Below are 19,394 nucleotides of genomic sequence, written 5' to 3'. Positions count from 1 at the left end.
TCGTCCCACCCACGCGCGCGGTGCACGAGTCTGGCGCATCCGGAATCATGGCGCTCGCACGGCTCGTTACGCGACAGCCTCGCGCGGCCGTTGCCTGAGGCGTCCCACTCGCTGAGGCTCTCCGGCGACGAGGAGGACCGGGCAGGGCGTACGTTCCAGAACGGCGCGCAAGATGGCTGCGCGGCCGTGTTCAAGGTGACTGCGGCGCACGAGAACAATGCCGTCCGCGGCCCGCTCGGCCGCAAACCTGGCGATCACTTCACCAACCTCGGTCAGATTACGAGCCCGGACGACTCGCGCGCGAATCACGGTCTCCTGGGGAAGGTCCGCGCAATGCCGCCGGATCCAGTGCGCAACGCGCGTTTGCCATGCCGGCCATTCGTGGTGGGGCTGATCGACGTAATAGGGTGGCGTCATCGTTCCGCGTTCCACTGGGGCGGCCTGCTTTGGATAGACCACGAAGAGCACATCGATTTCGGTTCCCAGACGGGCTGCGAGCTCCGTCGCGGTGGCGAAGGCATCCACGGTGGTCGGTGTCCCATCGACGGGAAACAGGAGCCGCCGAAAGAACGGAAGGTGCTGCTGCGCCGGCGCGGCTTCCGGCCGGACCAACAGCACTGGGCGGCTCGTGCCAGCGGCCACGCGCCGCGGGACCGGAGCGAGAGCGCCCCCTGGGCGGATTCGGCGCCCGTGGGTCGCGAGGACAACGAGCGCGACACGCGGATCCTCGCCTGCGCGCAATATCTCCTCCGCGGGGTCTCCGTGGGCGATACGCAGCGGGATGTGGGCATAGTCCCTCGTGTTCAGCCCCAAGCGCGACCGCACATCGGTCTCGGCCGCTTCGCCGGTCGCGACGTAGAGCGCCTCCACCTGCGCATTGAGCTGACGGGCGACGGTGCATGCCACCGGCACCGCGGCCGTGGCAGCGGAGGATCCGTCGAGGGCGACGAGAACGACGTGCTCAGAGCCGCGTTCGGTCTCAGACATTCGCGGCCTCCCTTCCCTGGCGCCCTCGCGTCCCTCGAGCGCTGGTCCACACCTCACCACGCTCAAGAACGTGCGAGCGCTTTCCCACGTGCACCGTGAATGGCTCGCCGCGTTCCAGCGTGACGTTCACCGTCCGTGGCGCCTGCAGGATCTCGAAGTGGACCTGGCGTCCTTGCCACTGGACTCTGAATGCCATCGAGCGCCACGCAGATGGCAAGCGCGGGTCGAGGCGTAATCCGTCGCCGCTCAGCTTGAGCCCGGCGAAGCCCATGACCGCGGCCTGCCACAGGCCACCCTGGGTCGCCATATGGATCCCGGACGCCGCGTTCCCCAGCGCGTCGTCGAGGTCGACGCTCGCAGCCTGTTGGAAGTACCGGTAGGCCAAGTCCACGTCTCCGAGACGTGCGCTCACCAGCGCGTGAATCGCGGGGGAAAGCGAGCTTCCGTGGCCGCAGCGCGGCTCGTAATAGCGGAAGTTCGCCACCCGCTGTCGGCCGGTGAATTCGTCCTCGAGCAGCGCGAGAAGCATGACGACGTCGGCCTGTTTGATGACTTGTGATCGCTGAATTGCGTCGTGGCCCAGCAGTACGTCCATCGGCTGCGTGCGCGGCTCGAATGCGCTCAGGTCGATGGGTGCAAGCCCGAAGTAGCCGGCGAACTGTTCGATCACGTTGCTGACGGGATCGACACCGACTGCGATGCGGGAAGCAATTCGCCGCCAGGCTCGCAGCTCGCCCTTGGTGATCCCCAGCGCCCCATTCAGCTCGGCCCATCGTTCGGGCCAGCGCTCCTCCACGATGCGCGACACGTCGAGCCCCCGGCGGAGGTTCCACCGGGCGAGCAGGTTCGTGTATGCATTGTCGTCGACGTCCTCATGGTACTCGTCCGGGCCAATAACGCGGCCGATGTGGTACCGGCCGTCGTCGTGGAGCTTGGCGCGGCTGGCCCAGAACCGAGCGGTCTCCAGCATAATCTCCGAACCCGCGTCCCGCATGAACGCGTCATCACCGGTTACCCGCCAGTACTGCCATACCGCGTACGCGACGTCCGCGCTGATGTGGTGCTCCTCGGCGCCGGTTTTGATCTCGATCCGCGAGCCGTTCGGTCCGTACACGAAGTCGGGCGTGGATTCTTCCCCGTTCGCTCCGGCCTCCCACGCAAACAGCGCGCCTCGGTACCCATGTCGTCTCGCCTTTTCTCGGGCTGCGTCGAGGCCGCGATGGCGATACATCAGCATCGCGCGCGCGGCCTCGGGCCACGTGAAGGTGTAGAAGGGGAGGAGGAAAATGTCCGTATCCCAGAACACGTGGCCCCAGTAGGCGTCGCCGGTGAGACCGCGCGCGCCAACCGAGGCGACGTCACTCCCCGGGTTCGCTGCGCTGAGAAGATGGTACGCCGCGAACCGAAGGGCCCGCTGGGCCCGATCATCGCCGGCCACCTCGACGTCACTGGCGTGCCAGCGCCGCCGCCAGGCATCCACGTGCTCATCGAGGAGCCGACTCCCGCCCGCGCGGCACGCGCGCTCCAATGTCGCGTCGAGTGCTTCCTGGTCGCCGAGCGCCCAGTCGGGCGCCATCGCCACGATTCGAGTGAGAGTGACTGGACTGTTGGGATCGAGACGAACGCTCAGCAACGACCCATCGTCCGTGGGCGTGATGCGCTCACAGTGGCCGGGAGCGCGCTCGAGGATGGACGAGCGGGCCACGTACAGCCGCCGCTTTCGATTCTTGGTCTCCCAAACGGTTCGGTGCCCGCTTGAGGAGACGCAAACGAGATGCGCATCGCAGCGCGCGCACTGCTGGTGGAGCAAAAGCTCCACATGGTGATCCGCGGAGATCTCTGTGACGTGGACGGTGAGCGCCCGGTGCACTGCTGACGCGAAGCGCAGCGTCCGCACGCGGACCGATCCGCCGTTGCCATCATCGTACGACCATTCACGCCATAGGGCCGCTCGCCGAAGATCGAGGGTGCGGACCTGGCTCCGCACCCCTGACGTCTCGTATCCAATGGGGACGCCATCGACGTACATGCGCAGACCGAGGTAATCGGGCGCGGGAACGAGTCCCGGAACCGCGACGTCCCCATCCAGGGGATCGAACAGTCCCGCGGCGAGCGTCCGCGGGTGGGGCGACGACGCCTCCTCTTCGAGCGAGCCGCGCACGCCGACGAGGCCGTTCGACACCGAGAATCGGGCCTCTACGGACGGCTCCGTAGCCGGGGAGAAGCGACGCTCCCTGATGCTCCAGGCGGGATCGCGCGGCGCTTCGGGAAGCGTGTCGTGCGCCACCTCAGCCAGATCCGTGGTGGCGCGCATGCGCGGAAGCGCTCGTGGAGGAACCGCAATCTCGAGCGCTTGCATGGCTCCTCCCGTTCGCCAATCTCACAATTCCTAGGGTAAGTGGTCACGCAGTGCGCTCCCCACGCACCATCGGGCGGTTCGGCGTGGCACTTTCGGTTAGCGATGCAACGCCGGGACCACCTCATTGCGTGGCGCGAACTATCCGCATGGTGGGGGTTTGCCATGCGTTCGACGACATAGTCTTCAGCGTAAGGCGGTGAACGCTGCCCGTGGTGTTCGCCAACCGAGGAGGACCCAATGAACTGGTACTTGCACGCATGCCCGGTTTGCGGCGGCGACATGCACGACGACGTCGACGATCCGGGCTGGGTGAGCTGCTTCGCCTGCGCGCGGTCATTCCCGATGGCCGAGGTTGTTCGACCACGCGAGCCGACCGCGCTCGCCAGCGCGCGCCGGGAGCGCGCCGGCGAGGCCGCCATGACCGAACAGGAGACGGCCGAGCCTCCGGCGGCTTAGTCGATCCGATGGCCCGGGGCGCTCCCCGCCGTGTCCCCCGACGGCGATGACGGGGGACGGCGCCAGCTCGGCTGGGCGCGCCGAATCCTTTGCGTCAGGTGCCTATCCTGCGAGCGATCTTCCGCGAAGCCAATGCGGCCGTTGCCGCCAACCAGGCGGCCGGCAGACCGCATCCCCTTCGACCAATCGGAGGGTGATCGGTCATTCGGCACCGTGCTACACGCCGAGCACTTCCAGCCGCTCACGGACGTCGACGACCCCCGGGACCCGCGCGGCCACTTCCTCGGCCGCGTCCGCGTCCTCCAAATGGCGGACAGTCCCACTCAGCGTCGCGACGCCCCGCTCAACACGCACGTCGATCGAGAGGAAGGCGGTCATCGAATCTTCCGCGAGCTCGCGCCGAATGTCATCGGCGATCGCCTCATCGCCACGCGAGCCCGGTTCGTCCGGCGTGCTCGCGTTCTCATTCTCGGTGAGCGAGTCCATTGACGTTGCACTGAACCCACCGCGCAGCTCCAGACCGCGCTCCCCGGGGACCACGACCGGGTCAGTCGGCGGAAAGAAAGCGAGCCCCTGCTCCGTCGTCTGCGTGATATCCGTCACGTAGCGATCAGCCACCTCGGGCTCGTCTGGATGGATTCGCACCACGACATCCCCCGGGATAGGCTCTGGCTCCGGAGGCCGAACGGCGATCTCGCTCACGATTCGGAATCCCGGCAGCACGCGTCGAGCGATGGTTACCGCGTGCGCGCGCTGGGTGTGGCTATGGACCACGCCGCTCAATCTCACCTCGCGCCCCTGGACGGAGACGACCAGAGAGATCTCCGCGTTGCGCAGCTCATCGTCGACGAGCCGGGCCCGCTGCTCATCGGTGAGCGCCGAGCGGTCTGAATTTTCCGGCTGGTACATCGCTCGCCCTCCCTGTTGGACGCGCCTACGCGCTCCTATCCAGCCCCGCACGGCTCGCCGAGCGCCGCGCGGCAGCCTGCTCCAGAAGGCGCCGGACCTCGGAATCCGGCGTTGGCTCGAAGTACCCATAGAAGGCGCCGACCGCCGGGAACCATTCGGGCGATTCCAGGCACACCAGCTCGTCCACCTCCGGCCGCAGCGCATCGCAGGTATGCCGGGCCCCCACGGGAACAGCGAGCACGAGCTTCGCCGGCTCCCCCTTCCTGACCGACCGCAGCGCCGCCCGCGCCGTCGCGCCGGTGGCCAGGCCGTCGTCGACGACGATCACGGTGCGTCCTTTGATGCGGGCGGGCGGTACCCGACCTCGAAGCGTCGAATCGCGCCGGCGCGCCTCTGCCGTTTCAACGTCGATGACCCAATCGAGATACGACTGGGACACGCCGATCTCGAGGACCAGCTCGTCATTGAGGTACTGCCCGCCATTGGCGGTGACAGCCCCGATGGCCAATTCGGGCTGGTCCGGCGCTCCAAGCTTCCTGGCCACCACGATGTTCAGCTCCGCGTCTAACTCGTCGGCAACCTCAGCAGCGACGACGACGCCGCCCCGGGGGATCCCCAGCACGAGCGTGTCGGCGCCGCGGAATCGGGAAAGCGCTCGGCCCAGCCGCCGTCCGGCATCGGCGCGATCGCGAAACCCCATGACCCGTCTGTACTCCCCATCCACGGATACACCTCCCATTCATATGCTCAGGCCGCCCGCGCACGGTCGCGCATTTGGCCGAGATAGGTGGCGAACCAGCCCCGCGCTAGCTCCGCGACCCGCTCGAGGGCTCCCGGCTCTTCAAAGAGGTGGGTGGCGCCGGGTACGATCTCCAGGGCTTTGACGCCGGGAAGTTGTTCGAGCGCCGCGCGGTTGAGGTCCAGAACTTCGAAGTCGCGACCGCCGACGATGAGCAATGTGGGAGTCTGCACGCGGCGAAGATCGGATTCCGCGAGATCCGGCCGTCCTCCACGAGAGACGATTGCGGAGACCCAGGTCGGCTCCCGGGCCGCAGCGACGATCGCGGCGGCGGCGCCGGTGCTTGCCCCGAAGTACCCGATTCGCATAGCTCGCGTGTCGGCCTTCGTTCGAAGCCAGTCGGCCGCGCCGATGACTCGTTCGGCGAGCAGACCGATATCGAATCGCAGGTGTCCCGTCCGCGCGTCGATCATCTCCTCTTGCCTGGTAAGCAGGTCGAGGAGAAGCGTCCCGATGCCGCCCTCTTGCAGCTTCCGCGCCACGAAGCGGTTTCGCGGACTGAATCGACTACTCCCGCTGCCGTGGGCGAACAGCACGACGCCGCGCGTGCCCGGCGGCAACACGAGTGTCCCTTCGAGCCTGACTTCGCCCAGGTCCAGCTGCACAGTTTGTTCGACCGGGTCTTCGGTCGGCATTTGCTCTCGCATGGGTTCTCGCTCCGATCTGGGATCGATCGCTTCTCGCGTCGGGGGCCTTATGGCGCGCCATTCTCCTCGTTGCGAGAGATCCAGCCCCTGTTTTCACCGTACCCCGAATGGGCGTGGGCGGGCACCCCCCGAGGAGAGGGTCCTCGCGGCGACCCCTTCGGGTAGGCTGGACACGAAAAGGGCGGATCGTCCGCTACTCGTGGATTCCCGTTGCGACGTACATCGAAAGCTCACGATCGATGTTCTTGACTCGAATCGGGGGCAGGGCCCGCGCGTCGAGGCGACCCTCGAGGCGACGGTACACCTCGTCAGACACGACGACTTCGCCGCCCTTCGCCGTGTCGCACAGGCGGGAGGCCAAATTCACCGTCGCGCCGATCGCCGTGTACTCCAGGCGCTCCGGCGTGCCAATGGTCCCGACCACGGCCTCACCGCAATGGATGCCAATGCCGAACCCCAGCTCGTTCGGCTCTGCTGCCATGGCCCGCTGCATGTCCAGCGCAGTCCGCACGGCACGCTCCACGTGGTCCGTCTGATCGACCGGCGCATTGAAGAGCACCATGATGGCATCCCCGATGTACTTGTCAACGGTCCCCTCGTATCTGAACGCGCATGCGACCATCACCTTCAACACCTCATTCAGTCGGGAGAGCACCTCATCAGGAGCAAGATGCTCGGAGAGCGCGGTGAAGCCGCGAATGTCGGCGAAAAGAACGGTGATGTCGCGGGTCACCCCGCCGAGGGCGCGGGCCTGTACCTCGGGCTGCTCGACTACGCGGGCCACGACCGAACGCGGAACGTACCGGCCAAATAGGTCTGCCACGCGTCGACGCGCGCGGGCCTCGCGCGCGTATTCATAGCCGCCGACGAGCACTTGCGCCGAAATCAGGGCACCTGGCGCCACCACCACGTCGGCCAAGGTGACCGACCGATAGAGAAACGTCGCCGCCACCAGGCCCATGACAAGCAGCGCCACGCCGGCCAGACTGCCGCGCAGCGGCCGGAATAGGGCAACGAATAACGCGCCAGCCAGCCCAAAAATGGCCGCGATGATCACGCTCGGGGCCTTCGGCGGCGCCTCTGGCGGGGTCTCGATGAAGCGACCGTCCAGGATGGTTTGCACCGCCTGGGCCACAATCTCGACCCGGTACATCCGCTTGGAGACCGACACCGGCGCCGGAAACGTGTCACCCGGCACCAGCGCCTCGCCGACGAGTACGGCTTTTCCGGCGAGCGATTGCGCGCGACCCTGGAGCGCGTCGACGTACGAGACGGTCGGATAACTACCGTGCGGCCCTGTGTAGCTGATCCAGAACGCGGCTGGAGACACGAGGAAACGCGCCGGTGGGTTGGGCGGAACCACCCAGTGAACGCGGTGCCCGGCATCCAGCGGGTAAGGCTGGGGATGGCGGCCCGCTTCGACTACGGCCGGAGACAGCGATTCCTCGGTCGCGAGTCCTGAGCCCAGCGCCCAGATGGCTGCGATCCCGCTCTCCCGTCCGATCTGGTCCAGGTCGGGCGCCCGCGGCGCGCCGAGCATTGCTCGCGCGATCTTGAGCGCCATGTTCTCGTCGACCCCCTCGACGGGATCGAAGCTCAGGAGGGGATAGTAGCGGACGAACTGCGTGACGTCGCTGACTGACGGATCGAGGAGCGGGCTGTGGCCGATGTGTCGCCGCAACGTGGCCTGGTCCGCGACGAACCATTCCGCGTTGCCCGGACTCGCGTCGCGCTCGATGAGCCCCTGTGGGTCGAGCGTCGCCAGCGAGCCCATGAAGGACTCGAGCCCCGGTGTATCCGAAAACAGCAGGCGCGTGTCGCCCACCACGCGTGCGCCGCCCTCGATCAGCGCCTGGTAGAGCTGCAGGTCCTGGCTCAGGCTGGGAAATGGGACCCCGAGGGCTTCCTGGCTTTTCGCATCCCATACGACCAGCGCGATGTCGTTTCGGGCGGCGCGCGTGCCGAGCAGAGGCCCACCGTCGCGAATGAACAGGAAGTCGGAGACGTTCAGCTCGAGCACCTGGACGAACTGGCTCGGCATCAACAGCAGCGCACCGCTGAGCAGTGATACGAGCAGGCCGACGATCACCGCCACCGCGACCGAACGTTCGCCCTGCGAACCGAACCGGCTCACTCGGCGTTCTCGTTCACGCGCGAAATAGCTCGGATCGCCAGTCAGGCCGCCACGGGCCGAACGGTGACCGCGGGACGGCCCACGCGCGGGCCGGAAACCGTGACGAAGTACGAGCCGCAGGCCGCGTCCAGAAGCTCTCGGCTCAGCTCAGGCTTCACCATTCGATACTTCGCGATGGCGATGAGCTGATCGACGATGTCCCTCGGATGGCACATGCGCAGCGGCTGCCCTCTCGCCGGACGATACCACGCGTTCAGCAGGTACTCGAACGCATGCTCATCGAACTCGATCCCTCTCTGCCTGCAGACCATACGAAAGATCGTGTGGAACTGCTCCTCGTCTGGATCGACGACGTTGATCTTGAACTTGATCCGTCGCAGGAAGGCTTCGTCCACCAGATCGGCGGGATCGAGGTTCGTCGAGAAGACGATCAACTCCTCGAAGGGAATGGCGAGCTTCTTACCGGTCAGGAGGTTGAGGAAGTCGATGCGTTTCTCCAGCGGCACGATCCATCGGTTCAGCAGGTCCTGAGGTCGAATCATCTGCCGACCGAAGTCGTCGATGAGAAACATGCCCCCGTTCGCCTTCATCTGTAACGGCGCCTCATAGTACTTGCCGACGGGGTTGAAGCGCAGGTCGAGGCTGGGCATGGTCAGCTCGCCGCCGACCATCACAATCGGTCGCTCGATCCTCACCCAGCGCGCGTCCCACGTTGCCTTGACTGGCTGCCCGCTGGCGTCGACGTCCTCCGCGGGCGTGTGATTGACGGCGTCGAACACCGTGATCACGGCTCCGTCTGCCTCGACAGCGTGAGGGATGAAGATTCGGTCCCCCATGAGCTTCGTGATCCGCTCGGCGATAGCCGTCTTGCCGTTGCCCGGGAAGCCAAAGAGGAACAGTGATGCGCCGGAGTTCACGGCTGGCCCAATCATGTCGAGAATATCGTCCTTGAGGATCAGGTCCGCGAACGCTCGGCGGATATTCTCCTGCGTGACGACGACGCCTCGGACGGACTGGGCAAGAACCGACTCAACGTACTTGCTCACCGGAACTGGCGTGGGCCCGAGATAGTTCAACCGCTCCGCGGCCGCGTGAGCGTGATTGATACCCCGTTCGACGATCCCGTAAAGGTAGCCGGCATCGCCGATGCCGCGCTGGCTCTTCACTTCGATCTCGTGGTCGTGTCGGAGGGTCTCGAGAAGCGGCGCCACCACGCCATAAAACGGCAGCGCCATCCGCTCGGCGATTTCGTAGCCGGTCAGCTCGGTGGCCTGATACAGGATGCGGATCGCATGGTCGAGGAGGAAGGCGTTGGGCATCCCGGTCTCGTCGATTGTCGTGGGCGCTTCCGGGAAGAATGGGGCCCGCGGCTCCCCTTCTACGAGGGTGTCTTCCTCGGAGGTCCTGTCCCCGACCCGGTGCTCTTCGGTTGACGGCTGTCTACCGGCCGTGGTCATGGCGTCACCTCCATTGGGCGGATGCCATAAGCGTAGGGACCAATCGCCCGGGCAGGCCCACCGCCGGCAGGTAGTTGCCGCCATCCCAGCGGGCAGTCTGCAAGCGGCCTCGAACCACCCCGAGATGTCTGTCCGTCCCACGATCGGACGGAATATCGTGAAGGCATCAGACGGCGAAGCGCCGGCCTGTCGAGCCCTAATCTGGTTCTGGAGCGCAGACCATGGCCCTCGAAAGAATCGTTCGAACGAGCGGGTTCAGCCTGAGCGACGCCGAGGATCGAAAAATCCAGCACCATCTCGCGCGACTCGAGCAGCGACTCGCCCACCACCCAGCTCCGACCGCAACCCTCGCCTTTACCGCTCATCGGGCGACCAAGCGGATCGGCCTCCACCTGCGCGTGCAGCTCGGGCCGCTTGGCGGCGGGCTGGTGAGCCGCCAGAACGCCGAATCCGCCGACCGGGCCGTGAGCCTCGCGGTGGACGACATCGAACGCCAGCTCGAGCGGCGACACGCAGGCCAGCGAGGAGAGCCGACGTTTGGCGTCCCCAGCCGCCGGCTCCCCGCAAGCCTCCGCCCGTCGCAGTTCAGCCCCGCGCACGCCGCACGAGTGGCCGAAGCGGAGGACGTAGAGGAGAAGGAAGCGATTCAGGAGGACCTCGCCTGAGGGAGGCAACCGGATGAACGATCTGCATTCCGCGCCGACCATGATCCATAGCTGGCCGGAAATGTACGAGCGGCTCCAGGAGCTGATTCCATATCTGGGCCGAGAGGCCGCAGGGCCGATGTCCGGCTTCGCCGTTCTGCACAAGAAGGCGCTGGCCAGCGGCGCGCTCCCGGGCCACATAAAAGAGTTGATCGCCCTGGGGATATCCGTGTCGTCGCGCTGCGACGGCTGCATTGCGTACCACGTGCACGACGCGCTGGGAGCCGGCGCGACGCGGGCCGAGATCTTGGAAGCGATCGGCGTCGCCGTGATGATGGGCGGCGGGCCGGCGGTCATCTACGGAGCGAAAGCGCTGGAGGCGCTGGACCAGTTCCAACTGTCGGCGGCCTGAGCATGATCGCCAAGGACCCGCCCGTTGCGGCAGCAAGCTCTACGGTTCCCTGGCCGATCATCGAGAATCGACGTCCAGATGGGCGCGCTTTCGCGTACGAGGACCTGTGCGCCGGCTTCACCTGGGACGCGGTCCGCGGAGGGCTCAGCGGCCTGCCCGGTGGAATGGGGCTCAACATCGCTCACGAAGCCGTGGATCGGCACGCATCCGGGCCGCGCGCGAGCCAAGTGGCGATTCGCTGGGTGGCGCGCGATGGCCGCGTCGAGGACTTCACCTATGCCGACCTTCGCCGACTCACCAACCGTTTCGCCAACGTCCTGAGCAAGCTCGGCGTGGCCCGTGGCGACCGAGTCTACACCCTCTGCGGGCGGATCCCTGCGCTCTACGTCGCGGCACTGGGAACACTGAAACATCGGGCTGTCTTCTGCCCCCTCTTCTCGGCCTTCGGACCCGAGCCGATCCGGGCCCGCGCCGCCATTGGGGGCGCGCGCGTGCTCGTCACAACGGAGACGCTCTACAAGCGTAAGGTGGCGGCGATCCGCTCGGCCCTGCCCGACCTCGAGTACGTCATCCTCGTGTCCGAGCACGGCGGCACGGCGGAGGCGCGTGCCACGCTCGATTACTCTCGGCTGATGGAAGAGGCGAGCGACGAGTACACCATCGGGGCGACGTACCCGGAAGATATGGCGCTCCTCCACTTTACGAGCGGGACGACCGGCACGCCGAAGGGCGCGCTCCACGTTCACGGCGCCGTCGTGGTCCACCACGCGACGGGCCAGATCGCGCTCGACCTGCACGAGGGCGACGTCTTCTGGTGCACCGCGGACCCCGGCTGGGTCACGGGCACGTCCTACGGGATCATCTCACCGCTCACGAACGGCGTCACCAGCATCGTCGATGAGGGCGATTTCGACGCCGAGCGCTGGTATGGCCTGCTGCAGGACCAGCGCGTCACCGTCTGGTACACCGCGCCCACCGCGATTCGCATGCTGATGAAAGCCGGCGGCGACCTGGCCAAGCGCTTCGACCTGGCGCGACTTCGCTTTCTCGGCAGCGTGGGCGAGCCCCTGAACCCCGAGGCGGTGGTATGGGGCGAAAGGACCTTGGGCCATGCCTTTCATGACAATTGGTGGCAGACGGAGACGGGCGGGATCATGATCGCCAACTACGCAGGCATGGCGATCAAACCGGGCTCGATGGGGCGACCCTTGCCCGGGATCGAAGCCGCGATCGTCCATCGCGCGGACGACGGCGCGATCACCGAAGAGGCGCGACCCGACGTGCTGGGCGAGCTGGCGCTGCGGCCCGGATGGCCGTCCATGTTCCGCGCGTACTGGAACGATACCGCGCGCTACATGAAGTGTTTTAGCGGCGGCTTCTATCTGACCGGAGACCTGGCGCGACGCGACCAGGACGGCTACTTCTGGTTCGTCGGCCGCGCCGACGACGTGATCAAGACAGCCGGCCACCTGGTCGGCCCCTTCGAGATCGAAAGCGTTCTGATGGAGCATCCAGCGGTGGCGGAAGTCGGCGTCATCGGCAAACCGGACCCGGTCGCGCTCGAAGTGGTCAAGGCCTTCGTCGCCCTCAAGGGCACCCATGCGCCGAGCGAGGAGCTTCGGCGCGACCTGCTCGGCTTTGCCCGATCGCGGCTCGGCGCGGCCATCGCGCCGAGGGAGATCGAGATCGTGCCGTCGATCCCGAAGACGCGGAGCGGGAAGATCATGCGCCGCCTTTTGAAGGCGCGCGAGATGGGACTCCCGGAAGGGGACATCTCAACGCTGGAGGCCAGCTAAGATGACATCACCTGTCGTTTCGTCGAGCCCGCCTACCAATCGGGCCCATGCCCAGGCGCTCTTGCGCACGATGCTGTTGATCCGCCGCTTCGAGGAGAAGGCGGCGGAGGTCTACCAGATCGGAAAGATCCGCGGGTTCCTCCACCTGTATATCGGCCAGGAGGCGGTGGCCGTCGGCGCGATGCAGGCCATCACGCCGGACGACGCCGTCGTCGCGACCTATCGGGAGCACGGCCACGCGCTCGCCCGGGGAGTTTCCGCCGACGTCCTCATGGCGGAGATGTTCGGGAAGGCAACCGGATGCAGCCGGGGTCGCGGCGGGTCCATGCACTTCTTCGACGCCACCCGCCGGTTCTACGGAGGGTACGCCATCGTTGGTGGCGGCCTGCCGATCGCGGTGGGGCTCGCGCTTGCGGACAGGCTCCAGGGGAACCACCGCGTGACCGCCTGCTTCTTCGGGGAGGGGGCGGTCGTGGAGGGCGAGTTCCACGAGTCGCTGAACCTGGCGGCACTCTGGAAGCTCCCGGTACTCTTCTGCTGCGAGAACAACCGCTACGCCATGGGCACCGCCATCGAGCGGTCGCACGCCGTCACCGACGTTGCCCAACGGGCCCGCGCGTACGGGATCGAAGCCGAGGCGGTGGACGGCATGGACGTCCTGGCCGTGGAGCGAGCGACGAGTGAGCGCGCGCAGCTCGTACGCGAGCGAATGGAGCCGCAGCTTCTGGAGTTTCGCACCTATCGATTTCGCGGGCATTCGATGGCCGATCCCCAGCTCTATCGGAGCCAGGACGAGGTCGAGCGATGGAAAGCGCGCGACCCCATTCCGGCGTTCCAGCGACTCCTGCAACAGGAGCATTTGATCTCCGACCAGGATCTCGCACGGATCGAGACCTCCGTGGACGCCGAAATCGAAGCCGCGGTCGCGTTCGCCGAAGCGAGCCCGTGGGAGCCGGTCGAGGATGTGGCCAAATTCGTGACGAGCAGGTGACGCCATGACGAAGATGACCTATCGCGACGCGCTGCGCGGCGCCCTGAGAGAGATCCTGGCGAACGACCCCAGCGCGTTCATCATGGGCGAAGACGTCGGACGCTACGGGGGCTCGTTCGCCGTGACCCATGGCCTCCTCGAGGAGTTCGGGCCAGACCGCGTGCGGGACACGCCGCTTTCGGAGTCGACCTTTGTCGGCGCCGGCATTGGCGCCGCCCTCGCAGGCATGCGTCCGATCGTCGAGGTGATGACCATCAACTTCAGCCTGCTGGCTCTCGACCAGGTCGTGAACAACGCGGCGGCCATCCGCTACATGTCCGGCGGCCAGTTCGAGATCCCCCTCGTCGTGCGCATGGCCAGCGGGGGCGGCCGGCAAATGGCCGCCCAGCATGCCCACAGCCTGGAAGGCTGGTACGCGCACGTGCCCGGGATTCGGGTTCTGGCGCCGGCCACGGTCGCCGATGCGCGCGGCATGATGCTGGCAGCGATGGCAGAGCACGATCCGGTGTTCATATTCGAGCACGCGCTCCTCTACCCCTTAGCGCAAGATGTTGACGAGCGCGCCGGCCCTTGCGACATCGACCACGCGTCCATCCGGCGTGCGGGCAGCGACGTGAGTCTCATCACCTATGGGGGATCGCTGGGGAAGGTGTTGGACGCGGCGCACGAGCTGGCGCAACGCGGGATCGAGGCAGACGTCCTCGACCTGCGTACGCTTCGTCCGCTCGACATGGCGACCGTCCTCGAATCCGTCGCGAAGACCCATCGCGCCGTGATCGTCGACGAGGGGTGGAGGACCGGCAGCCTGGCCGGGGAGGTGGCGGCACAGATCATGGAGCGGGCGTTTGACTCGCTCGACTGGCCGGTTGGGCGGGTGTGCAGCGCGGAGGTCCCGATGCCGTACGCGAAACATCTGGAAGACGCGGTGCTGCCCCAGCCCGCGACCATCGTCGCCGCTGTGCAGGGGATGTTCGCCGACCATGGGTGAGTTTGTGATGCCCATCCTGGGGGCGGATATGCAGGCCGGCACCCTGGTCGCCTGGCACAAGGGACCGGGCGATACGGTGCGCCGCGGCGAGATCATCGCCGACGTGGAGACAGACAAGGCGGTCGTCGAGGTCGAGGTCTTCACCGACGGTGTCGTCGAAGAGCTGCTCGTTCAGCCCGGGGAGAAAGTGCCGGTCGGCACGCCCCTCGCCATCATTCGCGAGCCGGGTGAGACGACGGCCTCCCTGCGCCCGGCGGTCACCACAACTCAGCCGTTGGCCACGGCAGCCCCCATGCCAGCACCCCAGGCGACGGAGCCATCCAGACGGGGACCCCGGATCTCCCCCGCGGCGCGCAAACTCGCGCGGGAGCTGGGGATCGACGTCAGCGCCATCGTCGGAACGGGCCCGGGCGGGCGCGTGCAGATCGAGGATGTCCAACGCGCCGTAACACCAGCCGCCGCGCCCGCTCCCTCGGATCGCGCGACGCGAATGCGCCAGGCGATCGCCGCGGCCATGACGCGATCCAGTCAGGAGATCCCACATTTCTATCTGCAGCAGACCATCGACATGGCGGCGGCGCTGGCGTGGCTCGCCGCGGAAAACGCGCGCCGGTCCGTGGCCGAGCGTCTGCTCTCCAGCGTCTTGTTGATCAAGGCAACGGCGCTCGCGCTTCGCGACGTGCCGGAGCTGAACGCCACGTGGGCCGGCGACCACGTGGAGCGCATCGCCAATGTGCACGTCGGCGTCGCGATCTCCCTGCGCGGCGGCGGCCTCGTAGCGCCTGCGCTGCACGACGCCAACCAGCGCAGTCTCGACGAGCTGATGCGAGACCTGCGCGACTTGGTGGGGCGCGCGCGGGCCGGCACGCTCCGCGCGTCGGAAATGTCTGACCCGACCATCACCGTCACGAACCTGGGAGACCTGGGCGCGGAAGCCGCGTTCGGGATCATCTTCCCGCCCCAGGTGGCCCTCGTCGGATTCGGCCGGATCGTGGAGCGCCCCTGGGTGGTCGACGGCGCGATCGTCGCCCGGCCGGTGGTCGTCGCGACGCTCTCCGCCGACCACCGAGTCGCCGACGGGCACCGCGGTAGCGTATTCCTGGCGGCCATCGACCGCCTCCTCCAGGAGCCACAGAAGCTATGAAAGAGACGGAAATTCGCGAGAACGTGGTTCGAATCCTGGGCGAGATCGCGCCGGAAGCGGACCTCGCTGCTCTCGATCCGGATGCCAACATCCGTGACCAGCTCGACATCGACTCGATGGATCTCCTGAACTTCGTCGTCGCCATCGATCACGAGCTTCGGATTCCGATTCCTGAGACGGATTATCGGAAGCTCGCCACGCTGAACGGCTGCGTCGAGTACCTGGCGGCGCGTCTCGCGACGGCGACCACATAAAACGCACTTCGTCGGCAGCGACGTCGGGGCTCCCTCCGCGGGCGGACTATTACGCGATCCCGTGGGGAACCGAGGGACGGCCTTCGGCGACGAAGAACGGCGCGCCCTCGGAATCGAGAGGCTCCGACCATCCCGCGTGGAGTCCATCGCGGAGCAGGAGGCGCGCGTCATGGAACTCGTTCGAACGATGCCGAGCCCCTTGGCCAAATACCGGTACCTGGCGGAGATCCGCGACGAGAACGGGACGCTCTACCACCGCGTCGTTGTCGATCATCTGGAAGCGCTGCTCCCCATCGTCTACACGCCCAGGGTTTGGGACGCCTGCCTGGCTTGGAGCCGATCCTACACGCGGCCACGCGGCCTGTACATCTCGACGCAGCACCGCGGACGAACCGCGCGCGTCATGCGCATCTGGCCCAGGTCTGAAGGAGGGATCATCGTCGTCACCGATGGAGGCCGCAGCTAGCCAGCACGGTCGACAGCGTGATGGAGCGACCGGCGCGGCCCGATGGTGAGTCGCGGGCCCGTCCACCGTCGGGCCAACGGTGCACTGGGGGAAACTACCCTGCGGGGTATGGAACCATCAGCTTCGGGCAGCTATCCTGTTTTCGGATGCCACCGTATCGAGGCACGGCACGATGGTGAGCGCTGTGAAATCCGATTCCGATATCAAATCCGACGTCGTGGCCGAGTTGAAGTGGGACTCGCGGGTGGACGAGACGGATATAGGCGTCGAGGTGCAGGATGGCATTGTCACCCTCACCGGCACCGTTCCGAGCTATGCGGCTCGCATCGCGGCGCAGAACGCCGCGCATCGGGTTCGGGACGTTCTGGACGTTGTCAACCACGTGGACGTTCGACTTCCGACAAGCACCATCCGCACCGACGTGGACATCGCCGCGGACGTGCGTCGCGCTCTAGAACGCGACGTGTTCGTCGCCGCGGATCGGATTCGCACCACCGTTTCTCACGGCGAGCTGACGCTCGAGGGGGAGGTCGACCTCCTGCGGGAGCGTGACGACGCGTGGAACGCGGTCCTGCACATCAATGGCGTGACGCGCATCGTCAACAAGCTGGAAGTCCGGCGCCCCGAACTGTCCCCCTACCAGATCCGACGAGCGATCGAGGACGCGCTGCAGCGCCAGCTCGCGCGCGAGGTAGAGCGGATCGAGGTCCTGGTGGCCGACGGGACCGTTACGCTGCAGGGGAAGGTGCGCTCGTGGCCCGAAAAGCGGGCCGCCATCGAGGCCACGCGTCACGCGCCCGGCGTCAGCTCCGTCGTCGATCAGCTCGAGGTCGCGGCCGAAGGCTGATGGCCACCCAACGGGGCAGGACCGTCGCTCGCGAATAACCACCCGCCCGTGGCTTTCCATGCTTGGCCCCGTTCTTTAAGCTTGAAGCAGGACGATGATCGAAACCGGAGAGCCCAGATGATGACGATCTATCTTTCGGGAGGCCAGGAGATCGAGATCGAAGGAGCCGAGGAGATCAAGGTCGAGTACGGCGAGCGGTTTCCGGGCACCGAAGACCCCACGCTGATCTGCGTGGGCAAAGACGATATCCCCTTGGCGCAATTCAGGGCCTGCGCAGTTCTTGGCTTTCGCCAGAAGGCGGATGTGCGATGACAGACACGACGATCTATTTCTGGACCGACCGAATTGGGCGTGCGTACGTGACGCTCCGGCAGCGCGCCGGCCACTGGCAGATCGCGTGGGGCCACCGCGATCCACCCGGCGGCGACAACTACATGGAGCAGGGCAAGCACGAAACGAGCGTCCAGGACGAAGCCGTGAGGCGAACGCTGGATCACATCCGAGCCCTCAGCGAGGAGCCCGGTGAGGAATCCCGCGTGGCGGCCGCGCTGCAAGAGGCAATGCGCTCCGCCGCGTAGGGTCGCGCGTGGACGACGGCACGAGCCATCTGGATAGGAGGTATGGTGGCAGCAGAGGCGCAAGAGCGCGACTGGCGTCAGGTCCTCCGCCGACTTGATCCCGTTCGCTGGGAGTTGCCCATCGACTACATGCCCGGTATGCGGGTGCCCGGCCTGATTTTTGCGGACGAGGCGCTCATGGGCACGATGGCCGCCGACATGGCCATCCAGCAGGTGGCCAACGTGGCCACACTCCCTGGCATCGTCGGCCACGCCATCGCGATGCCCGACATCCACTGGGGCTACGGCTTTCCCATCGGCGGTGTGGCGGCGACGCGGGCTTCTGACGGCGTGGTTTCGCCGGGCGGGGTCGGGTTCGACATCAACTGCGGCGTACGACTCCTTCGGACGCCCCTGCGTCGCGAAGAAGTCCTGCCCCATTTGAAGGAGCTCGTCGACCAGATCTTTCGCGACGTGCCGGCGGGGATGGGACACGCCGCTGCGCGAACGTTGACGCCATACGATGAGGACGGGATCCTTTCCAAGGGTGCGGCGTGGGCCGTGGGCATGGGCCTCGGCACCCAGGCCGATCTCGACGTGATCGAGTCGGGCGGCGCCCTTCCCGGCGCAGAACCGGCGCGCGTGAGCGAGCGGGCTCGCAAGCGGGGCGCGGGACAGCTCGGCACCCTCGGCTCCGGAAACCACTTCCTCGAGGTACAGGCCGTGAGGTCCATTTCCGACGAGGAGGCGGCGCGCGTCTTCGGACTCACCGGGCCAGGCCAGATCGTCGTGTCGATCCACACGGGCTCGCGCGGACTTGGGCACCAGGTGTGTCAGGATGCGCTGGCGGTGATGCAGCGGGCGATGGCGCGCTACGATATCGACGTGCCCGACCGGCAACTGGCCTGCGCTCCCGTCGGGTCACCCGAGGGCCAGGAGTATCTGGCAGCGATGGCAGCGGCCGCCAATTTCGCATGGGCCAATCGCCAGGCGATCACCGCGGCAGTGCGCGACGGCTTTCGGCGGGTGCTTGGCATCGCCGATGCGGACGATTCGATCCAGATCGTGTACGACGTGGCCCACAACATCGCGAAGCTCGAACGGCATGTCGTCAATGGCGAGGAACTGGAGCTGTGCGTCCACCGAAAGGGCGCCACCCGGGCATTTCCGGCCGGCCATCCCGACGTGCCGGCCCGTTATCGCACGGTCGGGCAGCCGGTCCTGGTGCCCGGCGACATGGGACGCTATTCCTTCCTCTGTGTGGGGCTGGGCGGAGCGATGCAGGAAACCTGGGGATCGAGTTGCCATGGCGCCGGGCGAACGTTGAGCCGGCACGCCGCCACGCGCGCCCTCGTGAACATCGACGTCGCGGAGCGGCTTCGGCAGCGCGGGATCCTCGTCCGCGCCCAGAATCGGCGCGCCCTCGCAGAGGAGTCGAGCGAGGCGTACAAGGACGTCCGAGAGGTCGTCTCAATCCTGGAGCGCGCAGGCATCGCCGGAATCGTGGCGGAGCTGGAGCCGCTGGGCGTCATCAAGGGATAGCGGGC

20 protein-coding genes are annotated in these 19,394 nt (G+C 66.8%); 13 read left to right on the top strand and 7 right to left on the bottom strand.

Annotation, left to right across the window (positions count from 1 at the left end; genetic code table 11):
- Positions 1–66: 66 nt before the first annotated feature.
- Together VFC51_10920 and VFC51_10915 are read right to left on the bottom strand one after the other, a co-directional pair.
- A complete protein-coding gene (locus tag VFC51_10920) occupies positions 67–987 on the bottom strand; it encodes a universal stress protein (GenBank protein ID HZT07532.1) in 921 nt (306 codons plus the stop codon).
- Positions 980–3,346, bottom strand: a complete 2,367-nt coding sequence (locus tag VFC51_10915) for a glycosyl hydrolase family 65 protein (GenBank protein HZT07531.1) — start codon at positions 3,344–3,346, stop codon at positions 980–982. The genes VFC51_10920 and VFC51_10915 overlap by 8 nt, the downstream gene beginning before the upstream one ends.
- A gap of 237 nt (positions 3,347–3,583) precedes the next feature.
- Between VFC51_10915 and VFC51_10910 the strand changes: the two genes are divergently transcribed.
- Positions 3,584–3,802, top strand: a complete 219-nt coding sequence (locus tag VFC51_10910) for a hypothetical protein (GenBank protein ID HZT07530.1) — start codon at positions 3,584–3,586, stop codon at positions 3,800–3,802.
- Between the two features lie 216 nt (positions 3,803–4,018).
- On the opposite strand, the gene VFC51_10905 is transcribed toward VFC51_10910, so the two are convergent.
- The 5 genes from VFC51_10905 to VFC51_10885 all read right to left on the bottom strand — a co-directional run bounded on the left by VFC51_10905 (position 4,019) and on the right by VFC51_10885 (position 9,748).
- On the bottom strand, positions 4,019–4,711 hold the full coding sequence (locus VFC51_10905; protein HZT07529.1) for a BON domain-containing protein: 693 nt from the start codon (positions 4,709–4,711) through the stop codon (positions 4,019–4,021).
- 25 nt (positions 4,712–4,736) lie between these two features.
- Positions 4,737–5,435: a phosphoribosyltransferase family protein gene (locus VFC51_10900; GenBank protein ID HZT07528.1), complete on the bottom strand. Its 699-nt coding sequence runs from the start codon at positions 5,433–5,435 to the stop codon at positions 4,737–4,739.
- A gap of 23 nt (positions 5,436–5,458) precedes the next feature.
- Positions 5,459–6,157 (bottom strand): dienelactone hydrolase family protein, encoded by a 699-nt coding sequence (locus tag VFC51_10895; GenBank protein ID HZT07527.1) that lies wholly within the window; start codon positions 6,155–6,157, stop codon positions 5,459–5,461.
- Positions 6,158–6,350: 193 nt separating this feature from the next.
- On the bottom strand, positions 6,351–8,291 hold the full coding sequence (locus tag VFC51_10890) for an adenylate/guanylate cyclase domain-containing protein (protein ID HZT07526.1): 1,941 nt from the start codon (positions 8,289–8,291) through the stop codon (positions 6,351–6,353).
- A 41-nt stretch (positions 8,292–8,332) separates the two neighbouring features.
- Positions 8,333–9,748, bottom strand: coding sequence for an ATP-binding protein (locus tag VFC51_10885; protein ID HZT07525.1), 1,416 nt, complete (start codon positions 9,746–9,748; stop codon positions 8,333–8,335).
- 221 nt (positions 9,749–9,969) lie between these two features.
- Here VFC51_10885 and VFC51_10880 point away from each other — a divergent pair, with 221 nt between their 5' ends.
- The 12 genes from VFC51_10880 to VFC51_10825 all read left to right on the top strand — a co-directional run bounded on the left by VFC51_10880 (position 9,970) and on the right by VFC51_10825 (position 19,389).
- The gene (locus VFC51_10880; GenBank protein ID HZT07524.1) at positions 9,970–10,413 is read left to right on the top strand and encodes an HPF/RaiA family ribosome-associated protein; all 444 of its coding nucleotides are present in this window, start codon (positions 9,970–9,972) and stop codon (positions 10,411–10,413) included.
- A gap of 13 nt (positions 10,414–10,426) precedes the next feature.
- Complete coding sequence (locus tag VFC51_10875) at positions 10,427–10,804, top strand: carboxymuconolactone decarboxylase family protein (protein HZT07523.1); 378 nt, start codon at positions 10,427–10,429, stop codon at positions 10,802–10,804.
- A gap of 2 nt (positions 10,805–10,806) precedes the next feature.
- Positions 10,807–12,600 carry an acetate--CoA ligase gene (acsA, locus tag VFC51_10870; GenBank protein HZT07522.1) on the top strand — a complete coding sequence of 598 codons (1,794 nt, stop codon included), beginning with the start codon at positions 10,807–10,809 and terminating at the stop codon, positions 12,598–12,600.
- Between the two features lies 1 nt (position 12,601).
- Positions 12,602–13,591, top strand: a complete 990-nt coding sequence (gene pdhA / locus VFC51_10865; GenBank protein ID HZT07521.1) for a pyruvate dehydrogenase (acetyl-transferring) E1 component subunit alpha — start codon at positions 12,602–12,604, stop codon at positions 13,589–13,591.
- 4 nt (positions 13,592–13,595) lie between these two features.
- Positions 13,596–14,579, top strand: coding sequence for an alpha-ketoacid dehydrogenase subunit beta (locus tag VFC51_10860; GenBank protein ID HZT07520.1), 984 nt, complete (start codon positions 13,596–13,598; stop codon positions 14,577–14,579).
- A complete protein-coding gene (locus VFC51_10855; protein ID HZT07519.1) occupies positions 14,572–15,723 on the top strand; it encodes a dihydrolipoamide acetyltransferase family protein in 1,152 nt (383 codons plus the stop codon). The genes VFC51_10860 and VFC51_10855 overlap by 8 nt, the downstream gene beginning before the upstream one ends.
- Positions 15,720–15,977 carry an acyl carrier protein gene (locus VFC51_10850; protein HZT07518.1) on the top strand — a complete coding sequence of 86 codons (258 nt, stop codon included), beginning with the start codon at positions 15,720–15,722 and terminating at the stop codon, positions 15,975–15,977. The genes VFC51_10855 and VFC51_10850 overlap by 4 nt, the downstream gene beginning before the upstream one ends.
- Before the next feature lie 169 nt (positions 15,978–16,146).
- On the top strand, positions 16,147–16,443 hold the full coding sequence (locus tag VFC51_10845; protein HZT07517.1) for a hypothetical protein: 297 nt from the start codon (positions 16,147–16,149) through the stop codon (positions 16,441–16,443).
- Between the two features lie 172 nt (positions 16,444–16,615).
- Positions 16,616–17,290: a BON domain-containing protein gene (locus tag VFC51_10840; GenBank protein ID HZT07516.1), complete on the top strand. Its 675-nt coding sequence runs from the start codon at positions 16,616–16,618 to the stop codon at positions 17,288–17,290.
- Positions 17,291–17,407: 117 nt separating this feature from the next.
- The gene (locus tag VFC51_10835) at positions 17,408–17,602 is read left to right on the top strand and encodes a hypothetical protein (protein ID HZT07515.1); all 195 of its coding nucleotides are present in this window, start codon (positions 17,408–17,410) and stop codon (positions 17,600–17,602) included.
- The gene (locus VFC51_10830; GenBank protein ID HZT07514.1) at positions 17,599–17,868 is read left to right on the top strand and encodes a hypothetical protein; all 270 of its coding nucleotides are present in this window, start codon (positions 17,599–17,601) and stop codon (positions 17,866–17,868) included. Before VFC51_10835 ends, VFC51_10830 begins: the two co-directional genes overlap by 4 nt.
- Positions 17,869–17,997: 129 nt before the next feature.
- Positions 17,998–19,389, top strand: a complete 1,392-nt coding sequence (locus VFC51_10825) for an RtcB family protein (protein HZT07513.1) — start codon at positions 17,998–18,000, stop codon at positions 19,387–19,389.
- Positions 19,390–19,394: the final 5 nt, after the last annotated feature.

It is taken from the genome of Chloroflexota bacterium, assembly GCA_035652535.1.
GTDB lineage: Bacteria > Chloroflexota > UBA6077 > UBA6077 > SHYK01 > DASRDP01.
The sequence above is the reverse complement of the archived record's forward strand: the minus strand, read 5'-3'. Positions and strand labels throughout refer to the sequence as shown.

Excerpts from the sequence above, each read along its gene's own strand:
- VFC51_10830 (HZT07514.1), top strand. The coding sequence starts at position 17,599 with ATGACAGACACGACGATCTATTTCTGGACCGACCGAATTGGGCGTGCG.
- VFC51_10850 (HZT07518.1), top strand. The coding sequence starts at position 15,720 with ATGAAAGAGACGGAAATTCGCGAGAACGTGGTTCGAATCCTGGGCGAG.
- VFC51_10880 (HZT07524.1), top strand. The coding sequence starts at position 9,970 with ATGGCCCTCGAAAGAATCGTTCGAACGAGCGGGTTCAGCCTGAGCGAC.
- VFC51_10845 (HZT07517.1), top strand. The coding sequence starts at position 16,147 with ATGGAACTCGTTCGAACGATGCCGAGCCCCTTGGCCAAATACCGGTAC.
- VFC51_10855 (HZT07519.1), top strand. The coding sequence starts at position 14,572 with ATGGGTGAGTTTGTGATGCCCATCCTGGGGGCGGATATGCAGGCCGGC.
- VFC51_10835 (HZT07515.1), top strand. The coding sequence starts at position 17,408 with ATGATGACGATCTATCTTTCGGGAGGCCAGGAGATCGAGATCGAAGGA.
- VFC51_10885 (HZT07525.1), bottom strand. The coding sequence starts at position 9,748 with ATGACCACGGCCGGTAGACAGCCGTCAACCGAAGAGCACCGGGTCGGG.
- VFC51_10875 (HZT07523.1), top strand. The coding sequence starts at position 10,427 with ATGAACGATCTGCATTCCGCGCCGACCATGATCCATAGCTGGCCGGAA.
- VFC51_10825 (HZT07513.1), top strand. The coding sequence starts at position 17,998 with ATGCCCGGTATGCGGGTGCCCGGCCTGATTTTTGCGGACGAGGCGCTC.
- VFC51_10910 (HZT07530.1), top strand. The coding sequence starts at position 3,584 with ATGAACTGGTACTTGCACGCATGCCCGGTTTGCGGCGGCGACATGCAC.
- VFC51_10905 (HZT07529.1), bottom strand. The coding sequence starts at position 4,711 with ATGTACCAGCCGGAAAATTCAGACCGCTCGGCGCTCACCGATGAGCAG.
- acsA (HZT07522.1), top strand. The coding sequence starts at position 10,807 with ATGATCGCCAAGGACCCGCCCGTTGCGGCAGCAAGCTCTACGGTTCCC.
- VFC51_10895 (HZT07527.1), bottom strand. The coding sequence starts at position 6,157 with ATGCGAGAGCAAATGCCGACCGAAGACCCGGTCGAACAAACTGTGCAG.
- VFC51_10840 (HZT07516.1), top strand. The coding sequence starts at position 16,616 with ATGGTGAGCGCTGTGAAATCCGATTCCGATATCAAATCCGACGTCGTG.
- VFC51_10915 (HZT07531.1), bottom strand. The coding sequence starts at position 3,346 with ATGCAAGCGCTCGAGATTGCGGTTCCTCCACGAGCGCTTCCGCGCATG.
- VFC51_10920 (HZT07532.1), bottom strand. The coding sequence starts at position 987 with ATGTCTGAGACCGAACGCGGCTCTGAGCACGTCGTTCTCGTCGCCCTC.
- pdhA (HZT07521.1), top strand. The coding sequence starts at position 12,602 with ATGACATCACCTGTCGTTTCGTCGAGCCCGCCTACCAATCGGGCCCAT.
- VFC51_10860 (HZT07520.1), top strand. The coding sequence starts at position 13,596 with ATGACGAAGATGACCTATCGCGACGCGCTGCGCGGCGCCCTGAGAGAG.